The organism is Peribacillus sp. TH16, assembly GCF_016651095.1.
Lineage (GTDB): Bacteria > Bacillota > Bacilli > Bacillales > DSM-1321 > Peribacillus > Peribacillus butanolivorans.
Genome location: NZ_JAEKEM010000009.1, coordinates 1,423,438 through 1,448,832 on the forward strand (window position 1 = coordinate 1,423,438; position 25,395 = coordinate 1,448,832).

At 40.2% G+C, this 25,395-nt stretch carries 19 protein-coding genes; 1 reads left to right on the forward strand and 18 read right to left on the reverse strand.

Annotation, left to right across the window (positions count from 1 at the left end; genetic code table 11):
- Window positions 1-59: 59 nt before the first annotated feature.
- The 8 genes from hflC to JFV29_RS20970 form a co-directional block, all read right to left on the reverse strand.
- Entirely contained in the window at window positions 60-992 is a 933-nt protein-coding gene (gene hflC, locus JFV29_RS20935) for a protease modulator HflC (protein WP_201186152.1), read from the reverse strand.
- Window positions 989-2,005, reverse strand: coding sequence for an FtsH protease activity modulator HflK (hflK, locus tag JFV29_RS20940; protein WP_201187983.1), 1,017 nt, complete (start codon window positions 2,003-2,005; stop codon window positions 989-991). Before hflK ends, hflC begins: the two co-directional genes overlap by 4 nt.
- Before the next feature lie 254 nt (window positions 2,006-2,259).
- On the reverse strand, window positions 2,260-4,038 hold the full coding sequence (gene pnpS / locus JFV29_RS20945; protein WP_201186154.1) for a two-component system histidine kinase PnpS: 1,779 nt from the start codon (window positions 4,036-4,038) through the stop codon (window positions 2,260-2,262).
- The gene (locus tag JFV29_RS20950) at window positions 4,022-4,753 is read right to left on the reverse strand and encodes a response regulator transcription factor (RefSeq protein ID WP_201186155.1); all 732 of its coding nucleotides are present in this window, start codon (window positions 4,751-4,753) and stop codon (window positions 4,022-4,024) included. The genes pnpS and JFV29_RS20950 overlap by 17 nt, the downstream gene beginning before the upstream one ends.
- A gap of 291 nt (window positions 4,754-5,044) precedes the next feature.
- Window positions 5,045-5,980, reverse strand: coding sequence for a malate dehydrogenase (gene mdh, locus JFV29_RS20955; protein WP_201186156.1), 936 nt, complete (start codon window positions 5,978-5,980; stop codon window positions 5,045-5,047).
- Between the two features lie 125 nt (window positions 5,981-6,105).
- A complete protein-coding gene (gene icd, locus JFV29_RS20960; protein ID WP_053347268.1) occupies window positions 6,106-7,377 on the reverse strand; it encodes an NADP-dependent isocitrate dehydrogenase in 1,272 nt (423 codons plus the stop codon).
- Window positions 7,378-7,526: 149 nt separating this feature from the next.
- Window positions 7,527-8,642 (reverse strand): citrate synthase, encoded by a 1,116-nt coding sequence (gene citZ / locus JFV29_RS20965; protein WP_201186157.1) that lies wholly within the window; start codon window positions 8,640-8,642, stop codon window positions 7,527-7,529.
- Window positions 8,643-9,179: 537 nt separating this feature from the next.
- Window positions 9,180-9,641, reverse strand: coding sequence for a DUF441 domain-containing protein (locus JFV29_RS20970; RefSeq protein ID WP_201186158.1), 462 nt, complete (start codon window positions 9,639-9,641; stop codon window positions 9,180-9,182).
- Between the two features lie 188 nt (window positions 9,642-9,829).
- On the opposite strand from JFV29_RS20970, the gene ytvI reads away from it, so the two are divergent.
- The gene (ytvI, locus tag JFV29_RS20975) at window positions 9,830-10,957 is read left to right on the forward strand and encodes a sporulation integral membrane protein YtvI (protein WP_201186159.1); all 1,128 of its coding nucleotides are present in this window, start codon (window positions 9,830-9,832) and stop codon (window positions 10,955-10,957) included.
- Between the two features lie 89 nt (window positions 10,958-11,046).
- Here ytvI and aceA read toward each other — a convergent pair whose 3' ends face one another.
- The 10 genes from aceA to dnaE form a co-directional block, all read right to left on the reverse strand.
- The gene (gene aceA, locus JFV29_RS20980; protein WP_201186160.1) at window positions 11,047-12,330 is read right to left on the reverse strand and encodes an isocitrate lyase; all 1,284 of its coding nucleotides are present in this window, start codon (window positions 12,328-12,330) and stop codon (window positions 11,047-11,049) included.
- 45 nt (window positions 12,331-12,375) lie between these two features.
- Window positions 12,376-13,968 (reverse strand): malate synthase A, encoded by a 1,593-nt coding sequence (gene aceB, locus JFV29_RS20985; RefSeq protein WP_201186161.1) that lies wholly within the window; start codon window positions 13,966-13,968, stop codon window positions 12,376-12,378.
- Between the two features lie 425 nt (window positions 13,969-14,393).
- Complete coding sequence (locus JFV29_RS20990) at window positions 14,394-14,786, reverse strand: FxsA family protein (protein ID WP_201186163.1); 393 nt, start codon at window positions 14,784-14,786, stop codon at window positions 14,394-14,396.
- A gap of 81 nt (window positions 14,787-14,867) precedes the next feature.
- Complete coding sequence (gene pyk, locus JFV29_RS20995; RefSeq protein WP_056529314.1) at window positions 14,868-16,628, reverse strand: pyruvate kinase; 1,761 nt, start codon at window positions 16,626-16,628, stop codon at window positions 14,868-14,870.
- Window positions 16,629-16,761: 133 nt separating this feature from the next.
- Complete coding sequence (gene pfkA / locus JFV29_RS21000) at window positions 16,762-17,721, reverse strand: 6-phosphofructokinase (protein ID WP_057219326.1); 960 nt, start codon at window positions 17,719-17,721, stop codon at window positions 16,762-16,764.
- Between the two features lie 276 nt (window positions 17,722-17,997).
- A complete protein-coding gene (accA, locus tag JFV29_RS21005) occupies window positions 17,998-18,996 on the reverse strand; it encodes an acetyl-CoA carboxylase carboxyl transferase subunit alpha (RefSeq protein WP_201186164.1) in 999 nt (332 codons plus the stop codon).
- Window positions 18,993-19,856: an acetyl-CoA carboxylase, carboxyltransferase subunit beta gene (accD, locus tag JFV29_RS21010; RefSeq protein WP_201186165.1), complete on the reverse strand. Its 864-nt coding sequence runs from the start codon at window positions 19,854-19,856 to the stop codon at window positions 18,993-18,995. Before accD ends, accA begins: the two co-directional genes overlap by 4 nt.
- Before the next feature lie 90 nt (window positions 19,857-19,946).
- Entirely contained in the window at window positions 19,947-20,576 is a 630-nt protein-coding gene (locus JFV29_RS21015) for a FadR/GntR family transcriptional regulator (RefSeq protein ID WP_201186166.1), read from the reverse strand.
- 5 nt (window positions 20,577-20,581) lie between these two features.
- Window positions 20,582-21,823: an NAD(P)-dependent malic enzyme gene (locus JFV29_RS21020; protein ID WP_201186167.1), complete on the reverse strand. Its 1,242-nt coding sequence runs from the start codon at window positions 21,821-21,823 to the stop codon at window positions 20,582-20,584.
- A gap of 112 nt (window positions 21,824-21,935) precedes the next feature.
- The gene (gene dnaE, locus JFV29_RS21025; protein ID WP_446728260.1) at window positions 21,936-25,295 is read right to left on the reverse strand and encodes a DNA polymerase III subunit alpha; all 3,360 of its coding nucleotides are present in this window, start codon (window positions 25,293-25,295) and stop codon (window positions 21,936-21,938) included.
- Window positions 25,296-25,395 lie beyond the last annotated feature (100 nt).

Sequence of the window (25,395 nt, forward strand, 5' to 3'; positions counted from 1 at the left end):
TTTCTCTATTCTACCATGAGTAGAAGTGGAAAGAAAAATGACGGCGACTAGCGACTATGCTATTTTGTATTTCCCATTAACAAGCTAGCGTACGGTGAATCTGATGGCAGAACGATGACCGTTTGATCACCAATCGTTTTTTTATAAGATTCAAGCGTACGGTATAGTTTATAGAAATCAGGATCTTTGGAAAACGACTTATTATAAATTTTCGCTGCTTCCCCTTCTCCCTCAGCCCGAATCACTTCTGCATCTGCCTCTGCAGTCGAAAGCAATTCTTTTACCTTTCGATCAGTATCCGCAATAATTCGGTTTTTCTTCGCATCTCCTTTGGATAGGTACTCTTGCGCTTTCGATTCGCGCTCGGAAATCATCCTTTTAAAGACGGATTCTTCATTTTCCGCAGGCAGATCCGTCCGTTTTATCCGGACATCAGTTAGGCTGATCCCGTAACTGTCTTTTTGTAGCAGTTCGTTAACTTTCTCCGTAATACGGTCGTTCAAGCTTCCCCTCGATGACTTCTCATCATTAATAATTTCATCATAATTCAACTGACCCAACTCTGAACGTACTGCCGAATAGATGAACTCTTCCATTCTCGTTTCCGCATTCTCGAGTGTCCTTGCATTGGTGATCAATTTTTTTGGGTCCTCTATCCTCCAGACCGCATAGTTATCGATGAGCATCCGCTTTTTATCTTTTGTATTGATTTCCGCCTCTGACACATCAGAACTCATTTGATATTTTGGCAGGGTAACCACACTTTGAATGAATGGTACCTTCGCCTTTAATCCTGGGGTTTTATCGATTCTAACCACCTCACCGAATTGGCGGACGACTTTATATTCACCCTCCTTGACGATATACACATTGGTGAAGATAATCAGCAGCAACACGATAAATATAATGAGGAAAATCCCTATTTTAACATAGCCTCCCCAGTGAAAATTACCTTTCCTCATCTCATTAAAATCAATTACTTTTCCGCTCATTGTTTGGTGCCTCCTTCCCCTGTCGCTTTTTCTTCAGGTACAGACTCCTTCTTCGTTTCTTCTTCAGGAATAGGCGTTTTTTTCGTTTCCTCTTTTTCTAGTGAGCGAAGTGGTAAGTACTTCATTGTATTTCCATCATCATTCATGATATAAATCTCTGCATTCGGCAATACTTCTTCAAGCGTTTCAATAATAAGACGGTCTTTTGTTATACCCTTATTGCCTTTATATTCACTATATAATTTTTCAAAGACCGCTACATCCCCACGAGCAGCCTCCGTACGAGCGGCTTTATCACCATTTGCTTGTGAGATAATGGCGTCTTTTTCCCCTTCAGCTTCATTAATACGTTTGTTTTCATATTTATCCGCTTCATTGCTTTTCGTATTCGCCGTTTCTCTAGCATCTGTGACATTCGTAAAGGCTTTCCGCACTTCTTCATTCGGTAACTCCACATCCTGGAGCTTAACCGCAGATATTGATATGCCTACATCATATTTCTCCATTAACTGTGATAGCAGTTCCCGGACATCTGCTTCAATTTGTGCTTTACCAGAAGTAAGTGCATCATCAATTTTCGTGCTTCCGATAATACTTCTTAAAGCAGCGGAAGTCGTGTCATATAAAATTTTCTCTGGATCATCTGCATTGTACAGGTATTTTGGAGGGTCTGTGATTTTCCATTGAACCACTAGGTCAGCAAGAACAATATTTTCATCCCCCGTAATCATCTTGGTCTCCCTCGGATAATCTGTTACCTCTCCATTCTCCTCCTTGTATCCAAATTTAAGACTGAATGTTTCTTTCGATAGTTTTTCAACCGACTGAATCGGCCAAGGCAGCTTAAAGTGAAGGCCTGGTTCTGTAATCGTCTGCTCTACCTTACCAAACGTCATAATGACAGCCTGATCGGATTCATCTACCGTGTACCAGGTCGATATCGCAACAACACCAAAAATTAAAATAAGAAATACTAGTCCTGTGATTGTATATATCCTTTTTAAACTGACGATATGTATCACCCCTTATTTGCCGTTATATCTTATTTACGCAAGGAAGGGTCTAAAGTTTCATAAAAATCAAATATTTTCCTAATGAAAATAGTATAGAAGGTAGGTAAAGAGGAATATAGACAAAAGAAAAGACAGAGACTTAGTGTCTCTGTCTTCGCCTAACTCCTTGGATGAGGGGTTGTACAACCATTTTAACCCTCCATTATGAAGTCAGTTTAAATAAATTGTAAAGGACATGTAAATTCACACAATTCCTACACTTTTCCTTTTAAGCTTTTATTTAACGTTACCGTAAAAGTCGTACCCGATCCCGGCGTACTTTCTACTTTGATTTTACCTTTATGGACTTCTATAATATGCTTGACGATAGCGAGTCCGATGCCTGTTCCTCCTGAATCACGACTCCTTGCCTTATCAATGCGATAAAACCGTTCAAAGATTCTTGGAAGTTCTTTTTCTTCAATACCGATACCGCTATCTTGGACTATAATATCCACCGTTTGTTCATTTTCAGTGACGTTCACGGTGACCCACCCTCCATTTGGTGTATATGTCAACGCGTTAGTAATCAAATTAATGAAAACCTGTTTGATCCTGTCTGATTCCCCTTCAATAAAAACAGGTTCCGAAGAAGCTTTTATCTCAAGAGAAACTTCTTTTTCCTTCAATTTACCAATAAGCATCTCTTGTATATCACCAAGAACATTTGTAATATCCACGACGCCTGTTTTTAAAACAAATTCCTGTTGCTCCATTTTTGATAAATTAAGAAGTTCCTGAATGAGTTCTTGCAGCCGATCACTTTCTTTCAAGATAATGGATAAAAAGTGCTTCAATGTTTTTTCGTCTTTTAAAGCCCCATCGAGCAACGTTTCTGAAAAGCCCTTGATAGAAGTAATCGGTGTTCTCAGTTCATGGGATACATTGGCCACAAAATCCTTCCGCATTTGCTCGAGCCTTTTCAATTCGGTAATATCATGGAAAATGAGGAGAATCCCCTTCCATTCGTCATGAGTACCGATAATCGGAGCCCCGTATATCTCAAAATGCTTACGTTCAATGGCAAGTGGTATTTTCACTTGGCGTTTTATTGTCTTTTCCGTCCGGAAAATTTCTTCTATTATAGAAATGACTTCTTTATCTTTAATGACCGAGTAAAATACTTGAAACAAAAACGTAGCCGAGTTTACACCGAAGCTTTTTTTGAATTCCCGGTTAATTAAGGTCGTATAGCCTTTACTGTCGATTAATAGGACACCACTACCGATATTTTCAACCAGTGTTTCCAAACGATCCTGATTCATTTCCCTCGCCGTTTCTGTTTCCTGTAAATTCCTCGCTAATATGTTTAGCGAAGTCGTGAGCATCCCTGTTTCATCAGAATGCTGCTCGAATGTCCGAGTTCTATAATTCCCCTTTGCCAATTCAATGGCTGCCATCGTTGCTTCCTCAATCGGCCGGGTATAATAAGAAGTGATTTTACTCGCAAGCATGAGGATAATGATCAAGGCTACCCCTAAACAAATGATCAATATTTGCCACATTTGCTTATTAACTTGGTGGATGGCCTCTATTTCGTTGCTATGAACGACAAAGCCTTCAATTTCTCCATCCTTTTCAACCGTTTTCCAATAATAATGGAGATCCGATTCTCCCTCGATAACTTCATATCCTTCTTCTTGCTTAAGACCTTTTTCCAAGATGATCTTTCGAAGGATATTGGCATGGTTTTTATGTAGCTCATTTGACGATGTTGAATCGTATAAAATCTCTCCACTCGCTGAGAGGATGGTTAAGTTGGAATCTAACAGGGGTGTTAATTTTGCCGTTTTCCCTTCTTCCAAAAAGGATGTGATCCCCCCATGCTCCTGAATATATGTAGAAATGAAAAATGTTTCGTTCTGTATACGCTCATTAAATGTTTTAATATAATAGCTTTTGAACAAATGTCCCAATAAAAAGCCCACGGCCATCATGACGACCATCACCAACATGATGAGAGTATAAAGAAGCTTTTTACGATAGGTGGTCATTCTTTTTTGGCTCCTCAAGCTTATAACCCAAGCCCCTGATCGTTTTGATATAAAGAGGTTTTCTTGTATCTTGCTCTATTTTTTCACGAAGGTGGCTAATATGGACATCAACGATTCGCGAATCTCCTGCAAAATCGTAATTCCAAACCGCACTTAAGAGCTGATCTCTCGTTAAAACTCTTCCTTTATTCTTTGCAAGGTATAAAAGTAATTCAAATTCCTTTGGAGTTAATTCTAATTGTTGTTCATCAAAGAATGCTTCGTAACGTTCAGGATAGACTTTCAAGCCGCCTAATTTTAGGAACCCATCTTCCTGATCAAGATTTGTTTCACTACCATTCGATTGAAGCTGGGATCTTCTTAGTATTGCCTTAATTCGGGCAACCACCTCACGTGGACTAAAAGGTTTGGTTAAGTAATCATCCGCCCCTAGTTCAAGACCAAGCACTTTGTCAAATTCATCGTCCTTAGCTGTCAGCATCAAAATTGGTATATTGATTTTTTGCTGACGAAGCTGTTTACACACTTCAAGCCCATCCATTTTAGGCAACATCAGATCCAATACGACTAAATCCGGTCGTATATCCACAGCAGCCTGCAGACCTTCTTCCCCATCTAAAGCTGTAACTACTGAATAGCCTGCCTGTTCTAAATTATACTGAAGTAAGGTAACTATTGATTGTTCATCATCCACTACGAGAATTTTCTTTGACATTAGATCCTCCTGAATTATGTATTACCCCTGAGACTTTTTTCAGTCTACTCATCCAACTCTATTATAAAGAATATTATATGAAATTTACACATAAAAAAAACATCATTGAAAAGTAATCCTACCATTAGCAGGGATCATCGTCTCCTTTATGGTTATTAAACATGGATTAATTAAGTCCCGGTTAAGAAACGGCCAGAAAAAAACTGCCCGGTTGGATGGGAGGATATGGCCTTAGCTTAGCCTTCCCTTTCATTCTTCCGGGCAGTCTTATTAAGATGCTTTCAATGTCTCTTATTGTAAAACTTGCATTACTGCTTTAACTGATTCAACTGATTTAGAAAGTGATGCTTTTTCGTCTTCAGTTAATTCAAGTTCGATAATTTGTTCGATACCATTTGCGCCTAGTACAGTTGGCACGCCAAGGTAGATTCCTTCGAATCCGTATTCGCCTTCAAGGTAAGCGATAGAAGGTAGAACGCGACGTTGGTCTTTAAGGATAGCTTCAGCCATTTCTACTAGAGCTGCAGCCGGTGCATAATATGCACTTCCGTTTCCAAGAAGGTTAACGATTTCTCCGCCACCAGTACGTGTACGAGCAACGATTGCTTCTAAACGATCTTGAGGAATCAATGTTTCCAAAGGAATTCCGCCAGCGTATGAGTAACGTACTAGAGGAACCATATCGTCACCGTGTCCACCAAGAACGAAACCAGTTACATCTTTAACAGATAGGTTTAATTCTTGAGCCACGAAAGTACGGAAACGAGCTGTATCAAGTACACCAGATTGTCCAATTACGCGTTCTTTAGGGAAACCTGATTCTTTATAAACAGTGTATGTCATTGCGTCTACTGGGTTTGTTAAAACGATGATGGTTGTATTTGGAGAATATTTAACCACTTCTTTAGTTACAGATTTCATAACTTTTTGGTTAGTTTGAACTAAGTCGTCACGGCTCATACCAGGTTTACGAGCGATACCAGCAGTGATGATAACTACGTCAGAATCAGCTGTATCTGCATAGTTTGAAGTACCGATGATGTTAGCGTCAAAACCTTGAACTGGAGCTGCTTCCGCCATATCAAGTGCTTTACCTTTTGTTGGGTTTTCTGCTTGTGGAATATCAACTAAAACGATATCACCAAGTTCTTTTTGAGCTGCTAGGAATGCTGCTGTTGCTCCAGTGAAACCAGCACCAACCACTGTAATTTTTTTGCGTTTAGACATGTTATTTCCTCCTTAAAATATGTAAATATTTTTGGAAACTTTTAACGTCTTTATCCACACATATATATAAAGCTCCCTGAAAAAGAAGACCGTATCGGCTCTTTTCCAGAAAGCATCATAAGTAATTATTTAAGGTTTTTGATAAGTTCGTCAGCGAACTCAGAGCATTTAACTTCTGTTGCACCTTCCATTAGGCGGGCAAAGTCATATGTTACAACTTTAGAAGCAATTGTTTGTTCTACTGATTTTGTGATGCTGTCTGCAGCTTCGTTCCAACCAAGGTGTTCAAGTAAAAGAACGCCTGAAAGAAGAACTGAAGATGGGTTAACTTTATCAAGACCAGCGTATTTAGGAGCTGTTCCATGAGTTGCTTCGAAGATAGCATGTCCAGTTTCGTAGTTGATGTTTGCTCCTGGAGCAATACCAATTCCGCCAACTTGTGCAGCAAGTGCATCAGAAATGTAATCTCCGTTTAAGTTCATTGTTGCAACAACATCAAACTCTTTAGGACGAGTTAGGATTTGTTGTAAGAAGATATCAGCAATAGAATCTTTAACGATGATTTTGCCTTCAGCTTCAGCAGCAGATTGTGCTTTGTTAGCAGCTTCAGTGCCTTCAGCTTCTTTAATTTGATCATATTGGTTCCAAGTGAATACTTTCTCAGCGAATTCTTGTTCTGCAACTTCATAACCCCAAGTTTTGAATGCGCCTTCTGTAAATTTCATGATGTTACCTTTATGAACAAGAGTTAATGATTTACGGCCTTCTTTGATCGCATAGTTAAGTGCAGAGCGAACAAGACGTTTTGTTCCTTCTTCAGAAATTGGTTTAATACCAATACCAGAAGTTTCAGGGAAACGAATATTTTTAACACCGAATTCATTTTGTAGGAAATCGATTAATTTTTTCGCTTCGTCAGAACCTTTTGCATATTCGATACCAGCATAGATGTCTTCAGTGTTTTCACGGAAGATAACCATGTCAGTGTCTTCAGGACGTTTAACTGGTGAAGGTACACCATCAAAGTAACGTACTGGACGTAGACATACGAATAAGTCTAATACTTGACGTAATGCAACGTTCAATGAGCGGATTCCGCCACCGATTGGTGTTGTAAGAGGTCCTTTAATAGCGATTAGATATTCATTAATGACATCAAGAGTTTCTTGTGGAAGCCATTCGCCTGTTTGGTCAAATGCTTTTTGTCCAGCTAAAACTTCTTTCCATTCGATTTTCTTTTCGCCATTGTATGCTTTTTCAACAGCTGCGTCTAAAACGCGTGAAGCTGCTGCCCAGATATCAGGACCGATTCCGTCTCCCTCAATATAAGGAACGATTGGGTTGTTTGGTACGTTAAGAGCACCGTTAGTAACTGTGATTTTTTGGCTTTGTGTCATGTCTCTTTACCTCCGATTCAAATTCAAAGGTTAGCTGGCCGCTTAATTTAAGCTGAACCACTAACCTTTTTTACTCACATCTATTAATTTACTACAAAATCGATGAAATAAAAAATAAAATTTCGAAAAAACTTTTAACTATTCAAAAATTATCGGTTTTCAATCGGTACGTATTTTTGCATACCTGGTCCAACATACTCTGCACGTGGACGGATCAGACGGTTGTTTGAATATTGCTCTAGGATATGAGCAATCCAGCCTGAAGCACGGCTTACAGCAAAGATTGGTGTAAATAGGTCATGCTCGATACCTAAACTGTGGTATACAGAAGCAGAGTAGAAATCAACGTTTGGTGGAAGATTTTTTTGACCAGTTACAATTTCATGAATTTTGATAGACATATCGTAGTATTGTGGTTGACCAGTAAGTTCAGTCAATTTTTGAGACATTTCTTTAAGGTGTTTAGCACGTGGATCACCTTTACGGTATACACGGTGGCCAAAGCCCATGATTTTTTCTTTATTAGCTAATTTTTCGTTGATATAAGGCTCAACGTTTTCTACAGAACCAATTTCTGTAAGCATTTTCATAACTTGTTCGTTAGCTCCGCCGTGAAGAGGGCCTTTTAATGCGCCGATAGCAGAAGTCACGCCAGAATAGATATCAGATAATGTAGCCACACAAACACGTGCAGTGAATGTAGAAGCGTTTAATTCATGGTCAGCATGTAGAACTAATGCTTTGTTGAATGCTTCTTCTTCGATTGCTGTTGGTTCATTACCGCTTAACATATATAAGAAGTTAGCAGCAAAGCTTAGATCAGTACGTGGTGCAACCGCTTCTTTTCCTTGACGGATACGAGCGAAAGTTGTTACCAGTGTAGGGATTTTTGCTTGGATGCGGATTGCTTTACGATAGTTAGCGTCTTCACTCATTACATCTGCTTCTTCATCATAAAGACCAAGAAGAGATACTGCTGTACGAAGAGCTCCCATTGGATGTACTTTATCAATTGGGTATGTTTTGAAATGATTAACCACTTCAGCTGGAATTGCAGCATTTTCAGCAAGTAGTTTAGTTAATTCTTCTAATTGGCTTTTGTTTGGAAGAGCTCCATGCCATAAAAGATAGATTACTTCCTCGAATGTTGCGTTTACAGCTAAATCATCGATATCATAACCTACATACGTTAACGTATCATCGATAATAGAGCTTACTGATGAAGTTGTTGCTACCACACCTTCAAGACCTTTTGTTGCTGTCATACTAAATCTCTCCTTTTCCTAAGTATTCCCCTATGCCCTTGCTTATTGCGTATAAATATAGCGCTTCCAAGAAATTAGCTATTGAATACAACCATCTATTTTTTAGCAGAAGACATACATCTTGTATTGGAAGCGTTCACAGAATATGACCCCAACAATAGTAAAATGTACGATAATCCTTTATACGAAATTCTAAAAATAATGCTTGTAGCTATTCCTAGTGAGCGCTTGCTCAATAACTACATCTCTTTTTAAGATTCCTCAAAAATATCAATGATATTCTGAATCCCATTTTTAATAAACCAGAGCAGTTACATGATTATTATAAACAATAAACACTTTTTTGGGAATCAAAAGCACCTAAAATGTGAAAAAATTATTATTTTATTAGAAAAATTAGCTACATATTCTCTTGCTTTTTTTAATGGGATTCAAAACGTTTTTTTGAAAATTTGTTACAAAGCAGAATAATCGAAACATTAAATAGAATTTTTTCATTTCCGCTCTTACAATCCATTCTATCATTTACCATTTTGCTCATTTGAAAAAATCAAAGATTTGCATGCATAGATAAGCAATTCCTGCCCCAATTAACGGTCCAACAGCGACACCTTTGAATAATGCGACCGCAAGAATCGTCCCAAAAACAAGAGCCGTTGTAATATGAGGATCATGTGTAAGGAGGGTAATTCCATTTTTCGCTATAAGTGCAACAGCTATTCCAGATGCGAGCGCAATCCAGGCATAAGGTGACTTTATGGCGTCACCCAGTTCCTTGAAACCAATCGCTCCATTTGCAATGGGGATTAGCACTGAAATCGTAATGATGGTGACGCCTAAGTTGATCCCTTTCGCTTCTAAATATGGAAACACTTTTGTATCAAGGCCGATGAGTTTCATGAGTAAAAGAAAACCCGCAGCCGCAATCAGTGATGTGTTTTTTCCAACCCAACCGATAACTGCAAGTAAAATTAAAAATACGACAGGACCGTTTATCATTCTCCCTTCACCTTCTTTCTTTTTGTTATTTTAACATAACAACCTCCACTCTTTCTCAATAGGAGATTGATTTATAAAACGATACTAAAACGGAAAAAAATTAAGCAGAAAGACGAAAGAATCTTTCCTTTCTTTTCCAACGTCGTTACAATTATAATACAAAGTTTATGTTAGAAGGAGGGGATGTCTTGAATCCTGTTTATATTTATCGTTTCATTCGTTCTTTACTGGTCATCGGAGGCATAATTTTAGGTGGAATTGCCTTGTTCTATTTATCTAAATATACATATCCATTCATTATTGCCATGATTATTGCTTTCTTGATGAACCCTCTGGTTACTTTTTTTGAAAAGAAAGGCCGGTTACCAAGAGGATTGGCTGTGTTCGTTTCCCTTTTACTCATTTTTCTTTTATTTGCAGGACTCATTACCCTGCTGGTTACTGAAATTATTTCAGGTACCAATTACCTTGCTGGTGTCATACCTCAACATATTGAAACTATAGTAGATTATATCGAAACATACATCGCGACCACTATCATCCCTTTATATAATCAAACAACCGCTATGTTCAATAATTTAGATATCGAGCAGCAAGACACCGTCCTCAAGAATATCCAGAATATTGGCGAATCCATCACTACCGGTGTCAGTAGTTTTATTCAAGCGTTCTTAAAAAATATTCCCGCAATCATCGGCTGGTTTCCAACTACAGCAACAGCACTCCTCTTTACCCTACTGGGCACTTTCTTCATTAGTAAAGATTGGGATCACTTCGGCCGCATAACGGGAAAGTTTTTACCTGATAAGATTTTTGCAGGTGCCAAGCGTTTATTCCGGGATTTAAAACGAGCTTTATTCGGGTTTATCCGGGCACAATTCACACTTGTTTCATTGACAACGGTTACGATCTTGATTGGTTTACTCATTTTAGGAGTGAACTATTCAATTACCATTGCATTAATTTGCGGATTGGTTGATATCATTCCCTATTTGGGTACCGGGACCATATTTATTCCATGGATTATTTTTGAATTCATTACAGGGAATACTAGCCTTGCAATTGGTTTGTCTGTGCTTTACATTATCGTAGTTGTCCAGCGTCAATTAATTGAGCCCAAAGTTCTTTCTTCTAGTATCGGATTGGATCCACTTGCTACTCTCGTTGCTTTATTCATCGGTTTCAAATTAATCGGTTTTCTGGGACTGATTGCAGGGCCAGTAGTCCTTGTCATATTTAATACACTTCAGCGCGCCCATGTCTTTAAGGCCATATGGGCATTTATTATCGGAGCGGATACAAATAAGACCACCTAAAGCTTTAGAGTTAACTTTTAATCAGAAATCTCTCGTTCCTATAAAAAGTCCGCCTCGAGTTTGAGGCGGATTTTTTTATAGTCTATCTATTATTTTGAAGTCTCAAATTGTTCTGCTTCAGTAGAGCCAGCAAGTGCTGTTGTAGATGATGTTCCACCAGAAACTACTTGTGCTACTTCATCAAAGTAACCAGTTCCAACTTCACGTTGGTGACGAGTTGCAGTATAGCCGTCAATTTCACTAGCGAATTCTGCTTGTTGAAGTTCTGAGTATGCAGCCATTCCACGGTCTTTATAACCAAGAGCAAGGTTGAACATGCTGTGATTCAATGAGTGGAAACCTGCAAGCGTTACGAACTGGAATTTATAACCCAATTTACCCAATTCAACCTGGTAGCTAGCAATTTCTTCATCACTTAATTTTGCTTTCCAGTTAAATGATGGTGAACAGTTGTAAGCAAGTAGTTTACCAGGGAACTCTGCATGAATCGCTTCAGCAAATCGGCGAGCATCTGCTAGGTTTGGTTCAGAAGTCTCGCACCAGATAAGATCAGCATATGGTGCATATGCTAGACCACGTGCAATCGCTTGGTCAAGACCTGCGTTTGTACGGTAGAATCCTTCTGGAGTCCGTTCACCTGTGATGAAAGGTGCATCAACCGGATCGATATCATCCGTGATCAAGTCTGCAGCATCTGCATCAGTACGAGCAATTAAGATAGTTGGTGTTCCCATTACGTCTGCTGCTAAACGGGCTGATACTAAGTTACGTACTGCCGTTTGCGTTGGAAGAAGAACTTTACCGCCTAAATGACCACATTTTTTCTCGGAAGATAGTTGGTCTTCAAAGTGAACGCCAGCAGCTCCAGCTTCTATCATACCTTTCATTAGTTCGAATACGTTAAGAGCACCCCCGAAGCCTGCTTCAGCATCTGCTACGATTGGAGCAAACCAATCAATATCATCTTTTCCTTCAGCAAAGCTAATTTGGTCAGCACGTTGCAGTGTTTGATTAATGCGTTTAACAACCTGTGGTACAGAGTTAGCTGGGTATAAGCTTTGGTCAGGGTACATTTGTCCAGCGATATTAGCATCAGCAGCTACCTGCCAGCCACTTAAGTAGATTGCTTTTAAACCAGCTTTTACTTGTTGCATTGCTTGGTTACCAGTTAATGCTCCTAGTGCGTTAATGAAATCCTCTGTATTTAAAAGGTTCCATAGTTTTTCAGAACCTCGGTGAGCTAATGTTTGCTCGATATCGATAGAACCTCTTAATTTGATAACTTCTTCAGCAGAATAAGGCCGTTTAATTCCAGTCCAGCGTGCGTCATTTTCCCAGCTTTGTTGTAGTTGTTGCGCTCTTTCATTAGTCATTATAATTTCCTCCTAATTTATATTAAAATATTAATTAACTAAATATTAAGATAATTGTTCATATGCCGGATTTGTTAAGAAATCCGCAAAGTCATCTGCTGCAATCAGTTCTTCAAATAGTTTAGTAGACTCTTCAAATTTCCCTGATTTGAAAGCTTCTTCTCCTACCTCTGATTTAATGACTGCTAATTCTTCTTCTTTAATCTGATGGAATAATTCTTCGGTGATTTTTCTACCATCTTCTAAAATACCTTTTGGATGACGGATCCACTGCCAAACTTGAGCACGTGAGATTTCAGCTGTTGCTGCATCTTCCATTAGGTTATGAATAGGAGCAGCGCCTCTTCCACTTAGCCAAGATGCAATATACTGGATGCCTACGTTAATGTTCGTCCGTAATCCAGCTTCTGTTATCGTTCCTTCTGGTACTTCTAGCAATTCTTCTGCTGATACTTGAACATCTTCACGTTTCCGATAGATTTGATTCGGTTTTGGAACAAGGAGGTCAAACACCTCTTTTGCTGTACTTACCATGCCTGGGTGGGCTACCCATGTCCCATCATGACCGTCTCTCGCTTCGCGCTCTTTATCAGCGCGTACCTTAGCAAACGCCTCGTCATTTTTGACCGGGTCATTTTTGACTGGAATTTGTGCTGCCATCCCGCCTATTGCCGGAGCATTACGAGTGTGGCATGTTTTGATTGCTAATAAGGAATACGCTCTCATGTTCGGGACAGTCATCGTAACCTGTAACCTATCAGGGAAGATAACATCATCCGAGTGACGGAATTTTTTCAGGAAGCTGAAGATATAATCCCAGCGGCCACAGTTCAGGCCTGCGGAATGATCTTTCAACTCGTACAGAATTTCGTCCATTTCGAATGCTGCAAGAATCGTTTCAATCAAGACAGTTGCTTTTATAGTTCCTTGCGGGACTCTTAAATCGTTTTGTGCATAAACAAAGACATCATTCCATAATCTTGCTTCGATATGGCTTTCCATCTTCGGTAAGTAGAAGTATGGACCGCTTTCTTTTTCGATTAATGCTTTTGCGTTGTGATAAAAGTATAGTCCAAAGTCGAAAAAGCTAGCTGATATTGGCTGTCCATTTAAAAGAACATGCTTTTCTTCTAAGTGCCAGCCGCGAGGCCTTACTTTTAAAACAGCTGTTTTTTCATTTAATGCGTATACTTTTCCATTTGGATTTTCAAATGAAATGGTACCGCGAATTGCATCGCGTAGATTCAGTTGACCATCTATACAATTTTCCCAAGTGGGTGAATTGGCATCTTCAAAGTCAGCCATAAAAACATTGGCACCTGAGTTCATAGCATTAATGATCATCTTACGGTCAACCGGTCCAGTGATTTCAACCCTGCGGTCTTGCAAGTCATTCGGGAGGGGCGCAATTGTCCAATCACTTTCACGAATATGCTTCGTTTCTTCAAGAAAATTAGGTAGCTTGCCTTGATTTAGGTCCTCTTGAACGATTTTACGTTGTTCTAAAAGTTCTTTTCTTCTTTCACCGAAATGCCGTTCAATTCTTTCGATAAATTGAAGAGCTTCCGTTGTAAGTATTTGTTCATATCCAGGCTTAATAGTACCTGTAATTTGTAAGCCTTTTGCTTCAGTAATCATGTTGCTTCTCCACATCCTTTCAAGCTCTTTTATGTTATAATACAGTTGTTTCTTTTCTTGATTGTATTATATAACACACTATGTAAATTTGTCACCAGTTTTTTCTAAAAAAATTAAAAAAGAGAATATTTAACTTGGAAAAGCCTGGTATAACAACATTTCTCTTGAAAAATAATTAAAATATTCTGATATTTTATACTAGTTTTACTTCCAAAAATCAATTCTTGATCAGTGAAACAGGCAAAATCTCACCCCAAAAATTTCTCTCATGTTTGGCCTCAATAATTTAAAACTTAAACAATGCAAGAGCCTTTTCAGTAAAAACGCAAAAAAGCATCCTTAGAAATACCGGGGATGCTAATGTTAATTCATTTCTCTAACCAAAAGAGGCTGTCTAAAAAGTTTAGCTTTTAGACAGCCTCTTACTATTTATGGCGAATAATCGTTACTTTTCCTTTATTCATCCTGTTCATAATAAACCGGATAACGATCGGTTTGAGGAGATTCCTGGTTGGCGGAAATACTAGGATTAATCCTATGATATCCGAGATAAGTCCCGGTGACAGCAACAATGCAGCTCCAAGAAAGATACAGATTCCATCAATGATTTCATTTCCTGGCATCATTCCGTATCGAATCTGTTCCTGCGCCTTTTTCCATGTTTCCATTCCTTGCCGCTTGGCCAAATAGGCACCGATTAAACCGGTAGATACAATCAGGAACAGTGTTGGCCAAAAACCAATCACATTGCCTGACAACAATAAGACAATAATCTCAATGACCGGCATCGCAATGATAAACAATAAAAAATATTTCATCTACATTCCTCCTGCACAGCCCACGTATGGTGCGGTACACTCATCTTACCTCATTGGACCGAAATCATCCAAAATTTCGTTCTATAAAACGTTAGCATGTCCATCATAAATGATTCCGCGACTAGCATCGACCGTAATTCTTTGTTTATCCTTAAAGATTTTGGTCGCATCTTCTGCTCCAACGATAACCGGAATGCCCAAAGTGACTCCCACAACAGCTGCGTGGCTTGTCAAACCGCCTTCTTCAGTAATCAATGCAGCACACTTTTGAATTGCCGGCATCATATCCCGATCAGAACCAATTGTAACTAATACAGATCCTTCAGTTACTTTTTCCAAAGCTTCCTTGGAATTCCTAGCTATAACCACTTCACCTTTCGCAGATTTCCTGCCGATTCCTTGAGCCTTCAAAAGAACCTCTCCTAATACATGAATTTTCATCAAGTTAGTCGTTCCTGTTTCACCTACGGGCACACCAGCTGTAATGACAACTAAGTCTCCATGGGATACCAATCCGGAATGCAGGCTTTCATCGATTGCCGTTTGGAGCATTTCATCCGTGGTCGTCGCTTTTGGTCCAATCTGCGGGTAAACTCCCCAGGCCAATGCAAGTCTTCTTGAAACATGATCATTAGATGTAACAGCGATAATCGGTGCCTTAGGACGATATTTAGAAATCATCCGTGCCGTATGACCGCTCTCGGTAGGCGTAATGATTGCGCCGACATTTAGATTAAGCGCCGTATGGGCAACAGACTGGCCAATAGCATCAGTGACATTATGACGATTCACTTTGCTTCTTACTGATAATATTTCCCGATAATCAAGGGCTGTTTCTGCACGAGAAGCAATGTTATGCATCGTTTGAACGGCCTCAACAGGGTACGTCCCAGCTGCTGTTTCACCGGAAAGCATGATGGCATCAGTTCCATCAAAAATGGCATTGGCCACGTCACTTGCTTCTGCACGGGTTGGCCGTGGGTTACGCTGCATCGAATCGAGCATTTGCGTAGCTGTAATAACTGGTTTCCCGGCATTGTTACATTTTTTGATCATTTGTTTTTGGACTAGTGGCACTTCTTCTGCAGGAATTTCCACTCCTAGGTCTCCACGAGCTACCATCAAACCATCTGACACTTCCAGGATTTCATCAAGACGGTCGACGCCTTCTTGATTTTCAATTTTAGGGATGATTTGAATATGTTCCGCTCCATTCTGTTGCAGAAGTTCACGCACTTCTAGGACGTCAGATGCCCTACGAACAAAAGAGGCAGCAACAAAGTCAATTCCCTGTTCAATTCCAAATAGGATGTCCTGTTCGTCTTTTTCCGTGATGCCTGGTAGGTTAACTGAAACACCTGGCACATTTACACCTTTTTTATTTTTAAGTGTTCCACTGTTTAAAATTTTCGTATGGATTTCTTTTTTGACTTCATCCACCTTTAACACTTCAAGACCAATTAAACCATCATCTAACAAAATTCTGGATCCCGGATGGACATCATAGAGAAGTCCCTCATACGTAATAGAAAATTTTTCAGGCGTTCCAAGGACTTCATTCATAGAAATACTGACTTCATCACCAGCAGTCAACTCTATAGCATCGTTCTCCATATTATTCGTCCTTATTTCCGGACCTTTTGTATCTAAAAGGATAGCAACCTGTTTCCCTGCTTTCTCTCCCGCTTCCCTAATATTGCGAATTCTAGCGGCATGCTCCTCATGATTGCCATGAGAAAAATTCAGCCGAGCTACATTCATTCCTGCTTCTATTAATTGAACCAGCTTTTCTATACTTTCACTTGCGGGACCAATTGTACAAACAATCTTGGTTTTTCGCATGGTGTCAACCTCCTCTAAGAAAAACTCGCCGACTGTCCACCTTTTGGCAGACAGGGCGTAGTAGTTATAAGCTTATTTTTTCTAATATTTGAATACTATCTCAGCACTGATTTTTTTCATTAACCAGTACCAATTAAATTGATAACTCTGCGGATAGATCGTACATTTTCTTGTCAATTGTATGCTGTTTCGCAAGTGCTTCGATGATATCATAATCAACTAGTATATTTTGTTCTATCCCGACAGCCTTGCCGCCTTTGCCTTCAAGAAGCAATTCTACAGCACGTGCTCCGAGTCGGCTTGCCAACACTCGATCAATTGCTGAGGGAGATCCGCCGCGCTGAACATGGCCAAGCACTGTAACACGCGTTTCAAAACCTGCTTTTGCTTCAATTTGTCTGGAAATATCAACGGCGCTTCCAACACCTTCAGCGACAATAATGATACTATGCTTTTTCCCCCGGTCATGTCCGCGGTTCAACTTACCAATCAACTCTTCCATATCGTATTTATATTCAGGACATAGAATCGTTTCTGCTCCGCCAGCAAGACCTGCCCAAAGAGCAATATCGCCCGCATTTCTTCCCATTACTTCAACCACATAAGTTCTTTCATGAGAAGTTGCTGTATCCCGAATTTTATCGATAGCATCGATTACCGTGTTTAGAGCCGTATCAAAACCAATTGTAAAATCTGTACCTGGAATATCATTATCAATCGTTCCAGGAACCCCGATACATGGAAAGCCTCTTTCAGTTAATGCCTTAGCTCCCCGGTAGGAACCATCTCCACCTATAATAACAATGCCCTCAATACCAAACTTATTCAATTGTTCAATAGCTTTTAGCTGACCTTCCTCAGTCTTAAATTCCGGACAGCGAGCCGTATGTAGCATTGTACCGCCGCGATGAATGATATCACCGACTGATCCAAGTTCAAGTTGCCTTATATCTCCATTTATCAGACCTTGATAGCCATGATAAATTCCGAAGACCTCCATCTCATGAAAAATCGCTTTCCGGACAACAGCTCGGACTGCCGGGTTCATACCTGGAGAATCTCCTCCACTGGTTAATACACCTATTCTTTTCATTATTGTCACCTCTCTACAGCACTAATCAAAATTAAGCTCACATTAACTTTCGTTATTACATTGTACCCTTTTTCTACCTTCAATAAGCAATCGCTTTTTCACTTTTGCTTACTTGATGTTCTAAGCCTAACCGATTCTCTTCAGAAATTGAAGTAAAATGGCGTAAAAGTTTGGATTCTTCACTCAAACAGATATATATATGTATGTATGCTTCCCTAGTAAGGCTGAAAAAAACGTGTTGCCCTTGGCAGCACGTTTTTTCCAGTTGCTAAATGCTTATGAATGCTGTTCAACTTCCTTAGGTTTCCCCTCTGGTTGTTTTTCAAATTCATATTCACCAATTTTCTTAAATTTCATATAACGTTGATTGATCAGTTCATCGCTATCCAAAGGAAGCAACTCATTAAATGAACGTTTCAGAATATCCTTAATGGCTTCAGCCTGTACATTAGCATCTCGATGGGCGCCGCCTTTCACTTCAGGAATAATCTCATCAATAACCCCTAAGCGATTTAAGTCAGGAGCCGTGATTTGCATTGATTCCGCGGCCCGTTTAGCCTGGGAAGCATCCTTCCAAAGCAAAGCAGCAGCCCCTTCAGGAGAGATTACTGAGTACGTTGAATTCTCTAACATGAAAATTCGATCTCCAACTCCTAGAGCCAAAGCACCACCACTGCCCCCTTCACCGATGACAATACTGATAACTGGCACCTTCAGTCCTGCCATTTCAAAAAGGTTTTTCGCGATGGCTTCACTTTGTCCGCGCTCTTCTGCCGCTTTACCAGGGAAAGCCCCCTTCGTATCTATGAAACAAATAATCGGACGATTAAATTTTTCAGCCTGTTTCATTAGACGCAAAGCTTTTCGATAGCCTTCTGGATGGGGCATACCAAAGTTACGACGGATATTTTCCTTCGTATCCTTCCCACGCTGATGACCGATGACGGTCACAGCTCGTCCTTCAAATTCGGCGATACCAGCTACAATTGCCTCATCATCTCCATAATAACGATCACCATGAAACTCGATGAAGTCATTAAATAAAAGCGGAATGTAATCAAGAGTTGTTGGACGAGCCGGATGTCGAGCAATCTGTACACGATCCCATGGTTTTAAATGATTATAAATATCGACTTCTAACTTCTCGAGACGTTTTTCCAAAGTTTCGATTTCAACCGTCAGGTCTACATCCGCATCCTTCGTTATTTCCTTCAGCTCTTTAATCTTACTTCGAAGCTCTGTAACAGGACGTTCAAATTCTAATTCGTAAATCATAACCATTCACCACCCGGGGCATGGATTTTAAGGATTGTTGTCAAGGTTTCTTTTAATTCCGTACGTTTAACTACCGCATCTAATTGCCCGTGCTTCATCAAAAATTCAGACGTTTGGAAATCTTCTGGAAGATCTTCGTGTATCGTCTGTTCAATGATTCGACGTCCCGCAAAGCCAATTAGGGCTCCAGGTTCAGCAAGGTTAATATCCCCAAGGGACGCAAAACTTGCTGAAACTCCGCCTGTAGTAGGATGTGTCATCATCGAAATAATCAGACCGCCTTCATTACTGAACATCTTTAGAGCAGCACTGGTCTTAGCCATCTGCATCAAGCTAAGAACACCTTCCTGCATCCGCGCGCCGCCTGATGCTGTAAATATGATAAACGGAATCTTCAATTCTCCAGCCCGTTCAATCGCCCGGGTGATTTTTTCCCCAACGACTGAGCCCATGCTTCCCATCCTAAAATTGGAATCCATGATAGCCGTGGAAACTTGGTAGCCATTAATGTTTCCTACCCCTGTGACCACTGCCTCATTAATCTTGGCTTTCTTTTTATCCTTTTCCAGCTTCTCCAGATAATCCGGGAACTGAAGTGGGTTAACTGAAATCATTTCTTTATCAAATTCATTAAAACTACCGGCATCAAATAAATATTCAATCCGCTCATGAGAGGACATTGAATGATGGAATCCGCAATGCAGACAGACTTTCTGGTTTTTCACTAATTCTTTTGTATACATGATTTTTTTACAGCCGGGGCATTTAGTCATAATTCCTTCTGGTACATCTTGTTTCTCACGATCTAAAGGAACCGTTGCATATTTCTTCTTAGACTTCGCAAATAGCTCTTTAAGCAAGCTTAATCCTCCCTTTACCACCAATTATCTATATTATGATACTTGGCCCAAACTATATCAAAAATAAAATTAGTATCGTGTAAAAAGGTGTCACTCGTCCTTCGACATATTTCTAATTCTAATTAGATACGTTTCAATGGCTTTTTCTTCATCTCGTTCGAGCAAATATGTAAGTAATGCAAGATAATCTTCCTTTTTTGTATTACCCAGTACCAACTCTGATGTTCTAGCATAACTGTTGACAATGCGCCAAATTCTTTCAAGCAATCGATTGCGATTTAATATGGCAATCCTTAAGAAGAAATCATCATCAAGAAACTCGTCAGCTTTGACCCAGAGGATTAATTGTTTGATGTCTTCAGCTGTAGCGAAAAAGGCTACAATCCGTAAACAGTCAATTTCAATCAATCTTTTCGTCTCAGCTAAATCTTCTTGTACCTTTTTGTCTTGCAAAAAAAAGGTTCCCAGAAGCTCTACTAACTTATGCTCCTGGAAATCCCTGATAAACGTCCCTTCACCACGTCTTGTTTCTATCAATCCTAATAGCTCTAAGGCACGCAATGCTTCACGGACAGAGGAACGTCCCACATTCAGTCGATCCGATAACTCCCGTTCAGAAGGAATTTTATCTCCTGGTAAAAGGCTGTCCACTTCAATCATGCTACGTAGGCTCTCAACAACATCGAGATAAATTTTGGATGAAGAAGTACGATCCGCCAAAATAATTATTCCTCACTTTTTCCAATGATCGCTAATTTTCTTGTTTTTTCTTTAATTTCTTCTGGATCCACTTTAATTCTCGCCACTCCTGTTTCCATCGCTGCCTTGGCCACAGCCGCCGCAACGGCAGGTGCTACTCTTTCATCAAAAGGAGCAGGAATAACGTAGTCTTCGTGAATCTCATGTTCTTGTATTAAACCGGCAATTGCCTGAACAGCAGCTACCTTCATTTTTTCATTGATATGGGTCGCACGTACATCTAAAGCCCCACGGAAGATTCCAGGGAAGGCAAGAACGTTATTGACCTGGTTTGGAAAATCGGAGCGTCCTGTCCCAACTACCTTCGCACCAGCTGCTTTCGCTTCCTCCGGCATGATTTCCGGATCAGGATTAGCCATAGCGAAAATGATTGCATCCCGGTTCATGGTGGAAACCATTTCTTTAGTTAACGCGCCAGCTGCAGAAACACCGATAAAGACATCCGCATCTTTAATAACTACTTCTAGAGGTCCTTCAACCCTATTTCTATTGGTTACTTTGGCCACTTGTGCTTTTATCTCATTCATGCCTGTCGGACGGCCCTCAAAAATGGCACCTTTCGTGTCACACATAATAATGTCACGTACTCCATAGCTATAAAGCAATTTAATGATTGCAATGCCAGCAGCACCGGCTCCATTTGCTACCACTTTAATTTCTGATATTGATTTATTTACAAGGCGTAAAGCATTTACAAGACCGGCAACAGTTACAATTGCTGTCCCGTGCTGATCATCATGAAAAACAGGGATATTCATTTCTTTCTTAAGCCGTTCTTCAATTTCAAAACAATTCGGTGCAGCAATGTCCTCTAAGTTCACTCCGCCGAATGTAGGCTCAAGTAATTTAACAGTCTCTACAATTTTATCCACTTCTGTCGTTTTTAAACAAATCGGAAAAGCGTCGACTCCTGCAAAACTCTTAAATAAAACGGCTTTACCTTCCATAACTGGCAAAGCAGCTTCTGGTCCAATGTTTCCTAGTCCCAACACAGCCGTTCCATCAGAAATGACAGCCACAGTATTCCCTTTCATCGTATAGTCATAAACAGTCTCAGGCTTCTCGTAAATTTCTTTACACGGTTCCGCGACACCAGGAGAATAAGCCAAGCTTAAATCTTCGGCATTCCTAACAGGTACCTTTGAAACTGTTTCTAACTTTCCTTGATTCAAGCGATGCATATGTAATGCTTCTTCTCTTAACGTCATAATTTCACTCCTTGAACGAATTGGTCAAACCGAAATATATATGCTGAAATCTAGTGGTCAGACCACAGCGGCCTATTTTCAATATAACATAACTATTAAAGTTGTAAAACAGTTATTCTCTCTTAAAGACTACATTCCCTTTTCCGACCATGTCAATTAATGCCTGAATTAGACTGTCTGTAGGATTGACCCAATCCCAATAAGATAGCTGTACATAGCGATTTTCCCGCTGATAAAAAAGCATGACCTTCGTTTCACCACTATGTTGCATTAAAATTTTTTTTATTTTTTGAAGAGTATCCTTTGTTTGCTTTTCAGCTTCAATTTTCAAGAATAGTGTTCCATTTATCCCCTGTTTCATCTTTTTCACTTGTTCAAGCGGGTATACATGCTGGATAATGACCTGGGTTTTCCCATCCCGCTCTTCCAATGTCCCTTTAAGCATAACAAGCTGCCCGTGATTCAAGACCGCAGAATGATTTTTATACACATTTGGGAATACGACTGCTTCAATGTCCCCTTCTTCATCACTAACGGTTAAAAAGGCCATAACATCGCCTTTTTTTGTTCTAATGGTTTTAACCGCCGTTATATATACTCCGAGTAGGACTTTTGACTCTTTTTTATTAATTGCTTCGTCAATGGTTAAGCAACCGAAATACTGAAAAAGATCTCTGTAGCTTGTCACTGGATGATTTGAAAGATAAAGTCCCAGGACACTTTTTTCCAAGGAAAGTTTGTCTTCAACGGGAATAGGATCGACATGGTTATATTTGGGTTTGAGTGAAAACTCCCAATCCGAAAACATATCAAATAAATCATCATCTGGATTAACCAATTCGGTATGGCTGATTGCTACGTCCAAACTCGCTAATAATGTAGCACGGTCTTCACCAAATTCATCAAATGAACCTGAATGGACAAGCGCCTCCAACACTTTTCGATTGACAATTTTCCCGGAAACTCGCAAACAGAAATCGAATAAATCAGCGAATTTCTTTTGGCGCCTGGCCGCAAATATTTCTTTTAAAACTGTACCGCCTATTCCTTTGATGGCCCCAAGGCTAAAACGGATCCCTTCCTTTTCTGGTAAAAACGGGAATCCGCTTTGATTAATAGAAGGAGGCAGAACCTTAATCCCTTTCTTTTTGGCCTCACGTGCATATTGTGAAATCTTTTCATCATTCCCGACGACCGATGTCATAAGGGCTGCCATAAAATATTCTGGATAATAGGTTTTTAAGTAACCTAGTTGATAGGCTATGACACTATAAGCCACTGCATGACTCCGGTTGAATCCATAGTTAGCAAAGCGAACAATTAACGTATAAATTTCTTCAGCCGTTTTCTCAGAATATCCTTGGTTCAAAGCGCCACTTACAAAATGCTGCCGCTCCTGGTCTAGAACTTCCTTCTTCTTCTTCGAGACAGCCCGGCGTAATAGGTCAGCTTCCCCAAGTGAGAATCCGGCAAGGCGAGATGCAATTTGCATAATTTGTTCTTGATAAACGATGACTCCGTATGTAGGTTCAAGGATATCCTGTAAATCTGGGTGCAGGTAGTCAATTGGCGTTAATCCATGTTTCCGCTCGATAAACAGCGGAATGTTTTCCATTGGACCTGGACGGTACAAAGCATTGACCGCGACAATATCCTCAAAACGGTTCGGTTTCAGCTTGATTAAAACCTTCCGGATTCCATCAGATTCAAATTGAAATACACCCGTTGTTTCGCCTCGGCCTAACAGAGATAACGTCTCAGAATCATCCATCGGTATGTTGGCCAAATCCAGCTTTTTCCCAGTTCCTTTTTTGATGTTTTTTAAAATATTATCAATGAGCGTTAAATTGCGAAGTCCTAGAAAATCCATTTTAAGAAGACCTAGTTCCTCGAGGATGTCCATCGGATATTGAGTCAGATGGATGCCCTCATGCCCTCCTTGAATCGGGATATGCTCGGTCAAAGCCTGGTCACTGATGACAACGCCGGCCGCATGGGTCGAAGTATGACGTGGCAGCCCTTCAAGCAGTAATGCTGTTTGAAATAGCTTCTGATTTAGGTCACTTTCATTAACGAATTCCTGAAGACGCTTGGATTCTTTGAAAGCTTCAGGAAGCGTGATGCCAAGCCGACTCGGAATCATTTTCGATACAGCTTCCTGTTCCTTCGGATTCAAGCCGAACACACGTCCAGTGTCACGCAGCGCAGCTTTGGCAGCTAATGTTCCGAATGTAATGATTTGTGCTACATGAAATTCCCCATATTTTTTCGCGACATAGGCAATCACTTCTTCACGGCGGTTATCAGGAAAATCAATATCGATATCCGGCATCGACACTCGCTCCGGATTCAGAAAACGCTCGAACAGCAGGGAATGTTCAATCGGATCGACATCCGTTATTGATAATACGTAAGCAACCATCGAACCTGCGGCAGATCCCCTTCCAGGGCCGGTCAAAATCTGATTGTCCTTGGCGAATTTCATGAAGTCCCATACGATTAAAAAGTAATCGCTGAATTTCATCCTATTAATAATATCCAGTTCATACCGAAGGCGCTCTTCGTAATCGGCGGATGGCTCAGACAGTCTTTTCTTTAATCCTTGGAAACAGACAGCTTCAAGCATTTCTTCAGCCGTAACTCCAGCTTCAGTAGGGTACTTAGGCAGCAGGGAACGATGAAACGGAATATCGAGATTGCATTGCGTGGCAATATGGAGCGTATTTTCGAGTGCATCCGGCCTGTCATGGAATAATTCTGCCATCTCAGCTCGACTTTTTAAATAATACTGATTGGATGCAAGCACCGTCCGTGTCTCATCTGTCAGCTTGTCACCATTTCCGATGGCCAGCAGCACTTCTTGAGCGAGGGCATCACTTTCATTCAAATAATAGACTGGATTCGTCGCTACAATCTTTATCTCTAATTCTTTCGCCAACATACTGATGGCTTCGTTTTGTTTCTCTTCTTCTGCAATTGAAAGTCTTTGAAGGGAAAAATAAAAGTTATCATGTCCAAAAATCTGCAGATATTGTTCAGCTGCCTTTTGAGCCTCTTCCGGCTTTTCTTCCCTCAGAAGCGCTTCTACTTGCCCCTCCGCTCCTGGAGAGATGGCTATCAATCCCCGTGAATAGGCTTTAAGCCAGTTCATTGGAAGTCCTGACGGAGATTTTGTTTTTATGGCACTGCTTATTTTAAGCAGATTTTGATATCCTTGAAGATTTTTTGCTAATAAAAGAAGGCGATGTGCTGCTTCCTGTTCATCAAGAACATCTGCAAGAATACCGATAATCGGCTTTATCCCCTGTCTCTTACATTCTTTATAAAAATAGACTGAACCGTACATAACATTTCGATCGGTTAAAGCAAGACTTGTACAGCCATCCGCTTTCGCTTTGGCCACTAGTTCACTGATTTTCACCGTACTTGTCAGCAGGCTGTATCCGCTCTGAATATGGAGATGAGTATACACGTTTTTTCTCCCACCTTTGTAAGGCATGTTTCTTTTCATTATAGTGTTTATTTCAAAAAAAGAAAATATGTTCTCATTGCCAGTATCTTTTTATCCCATG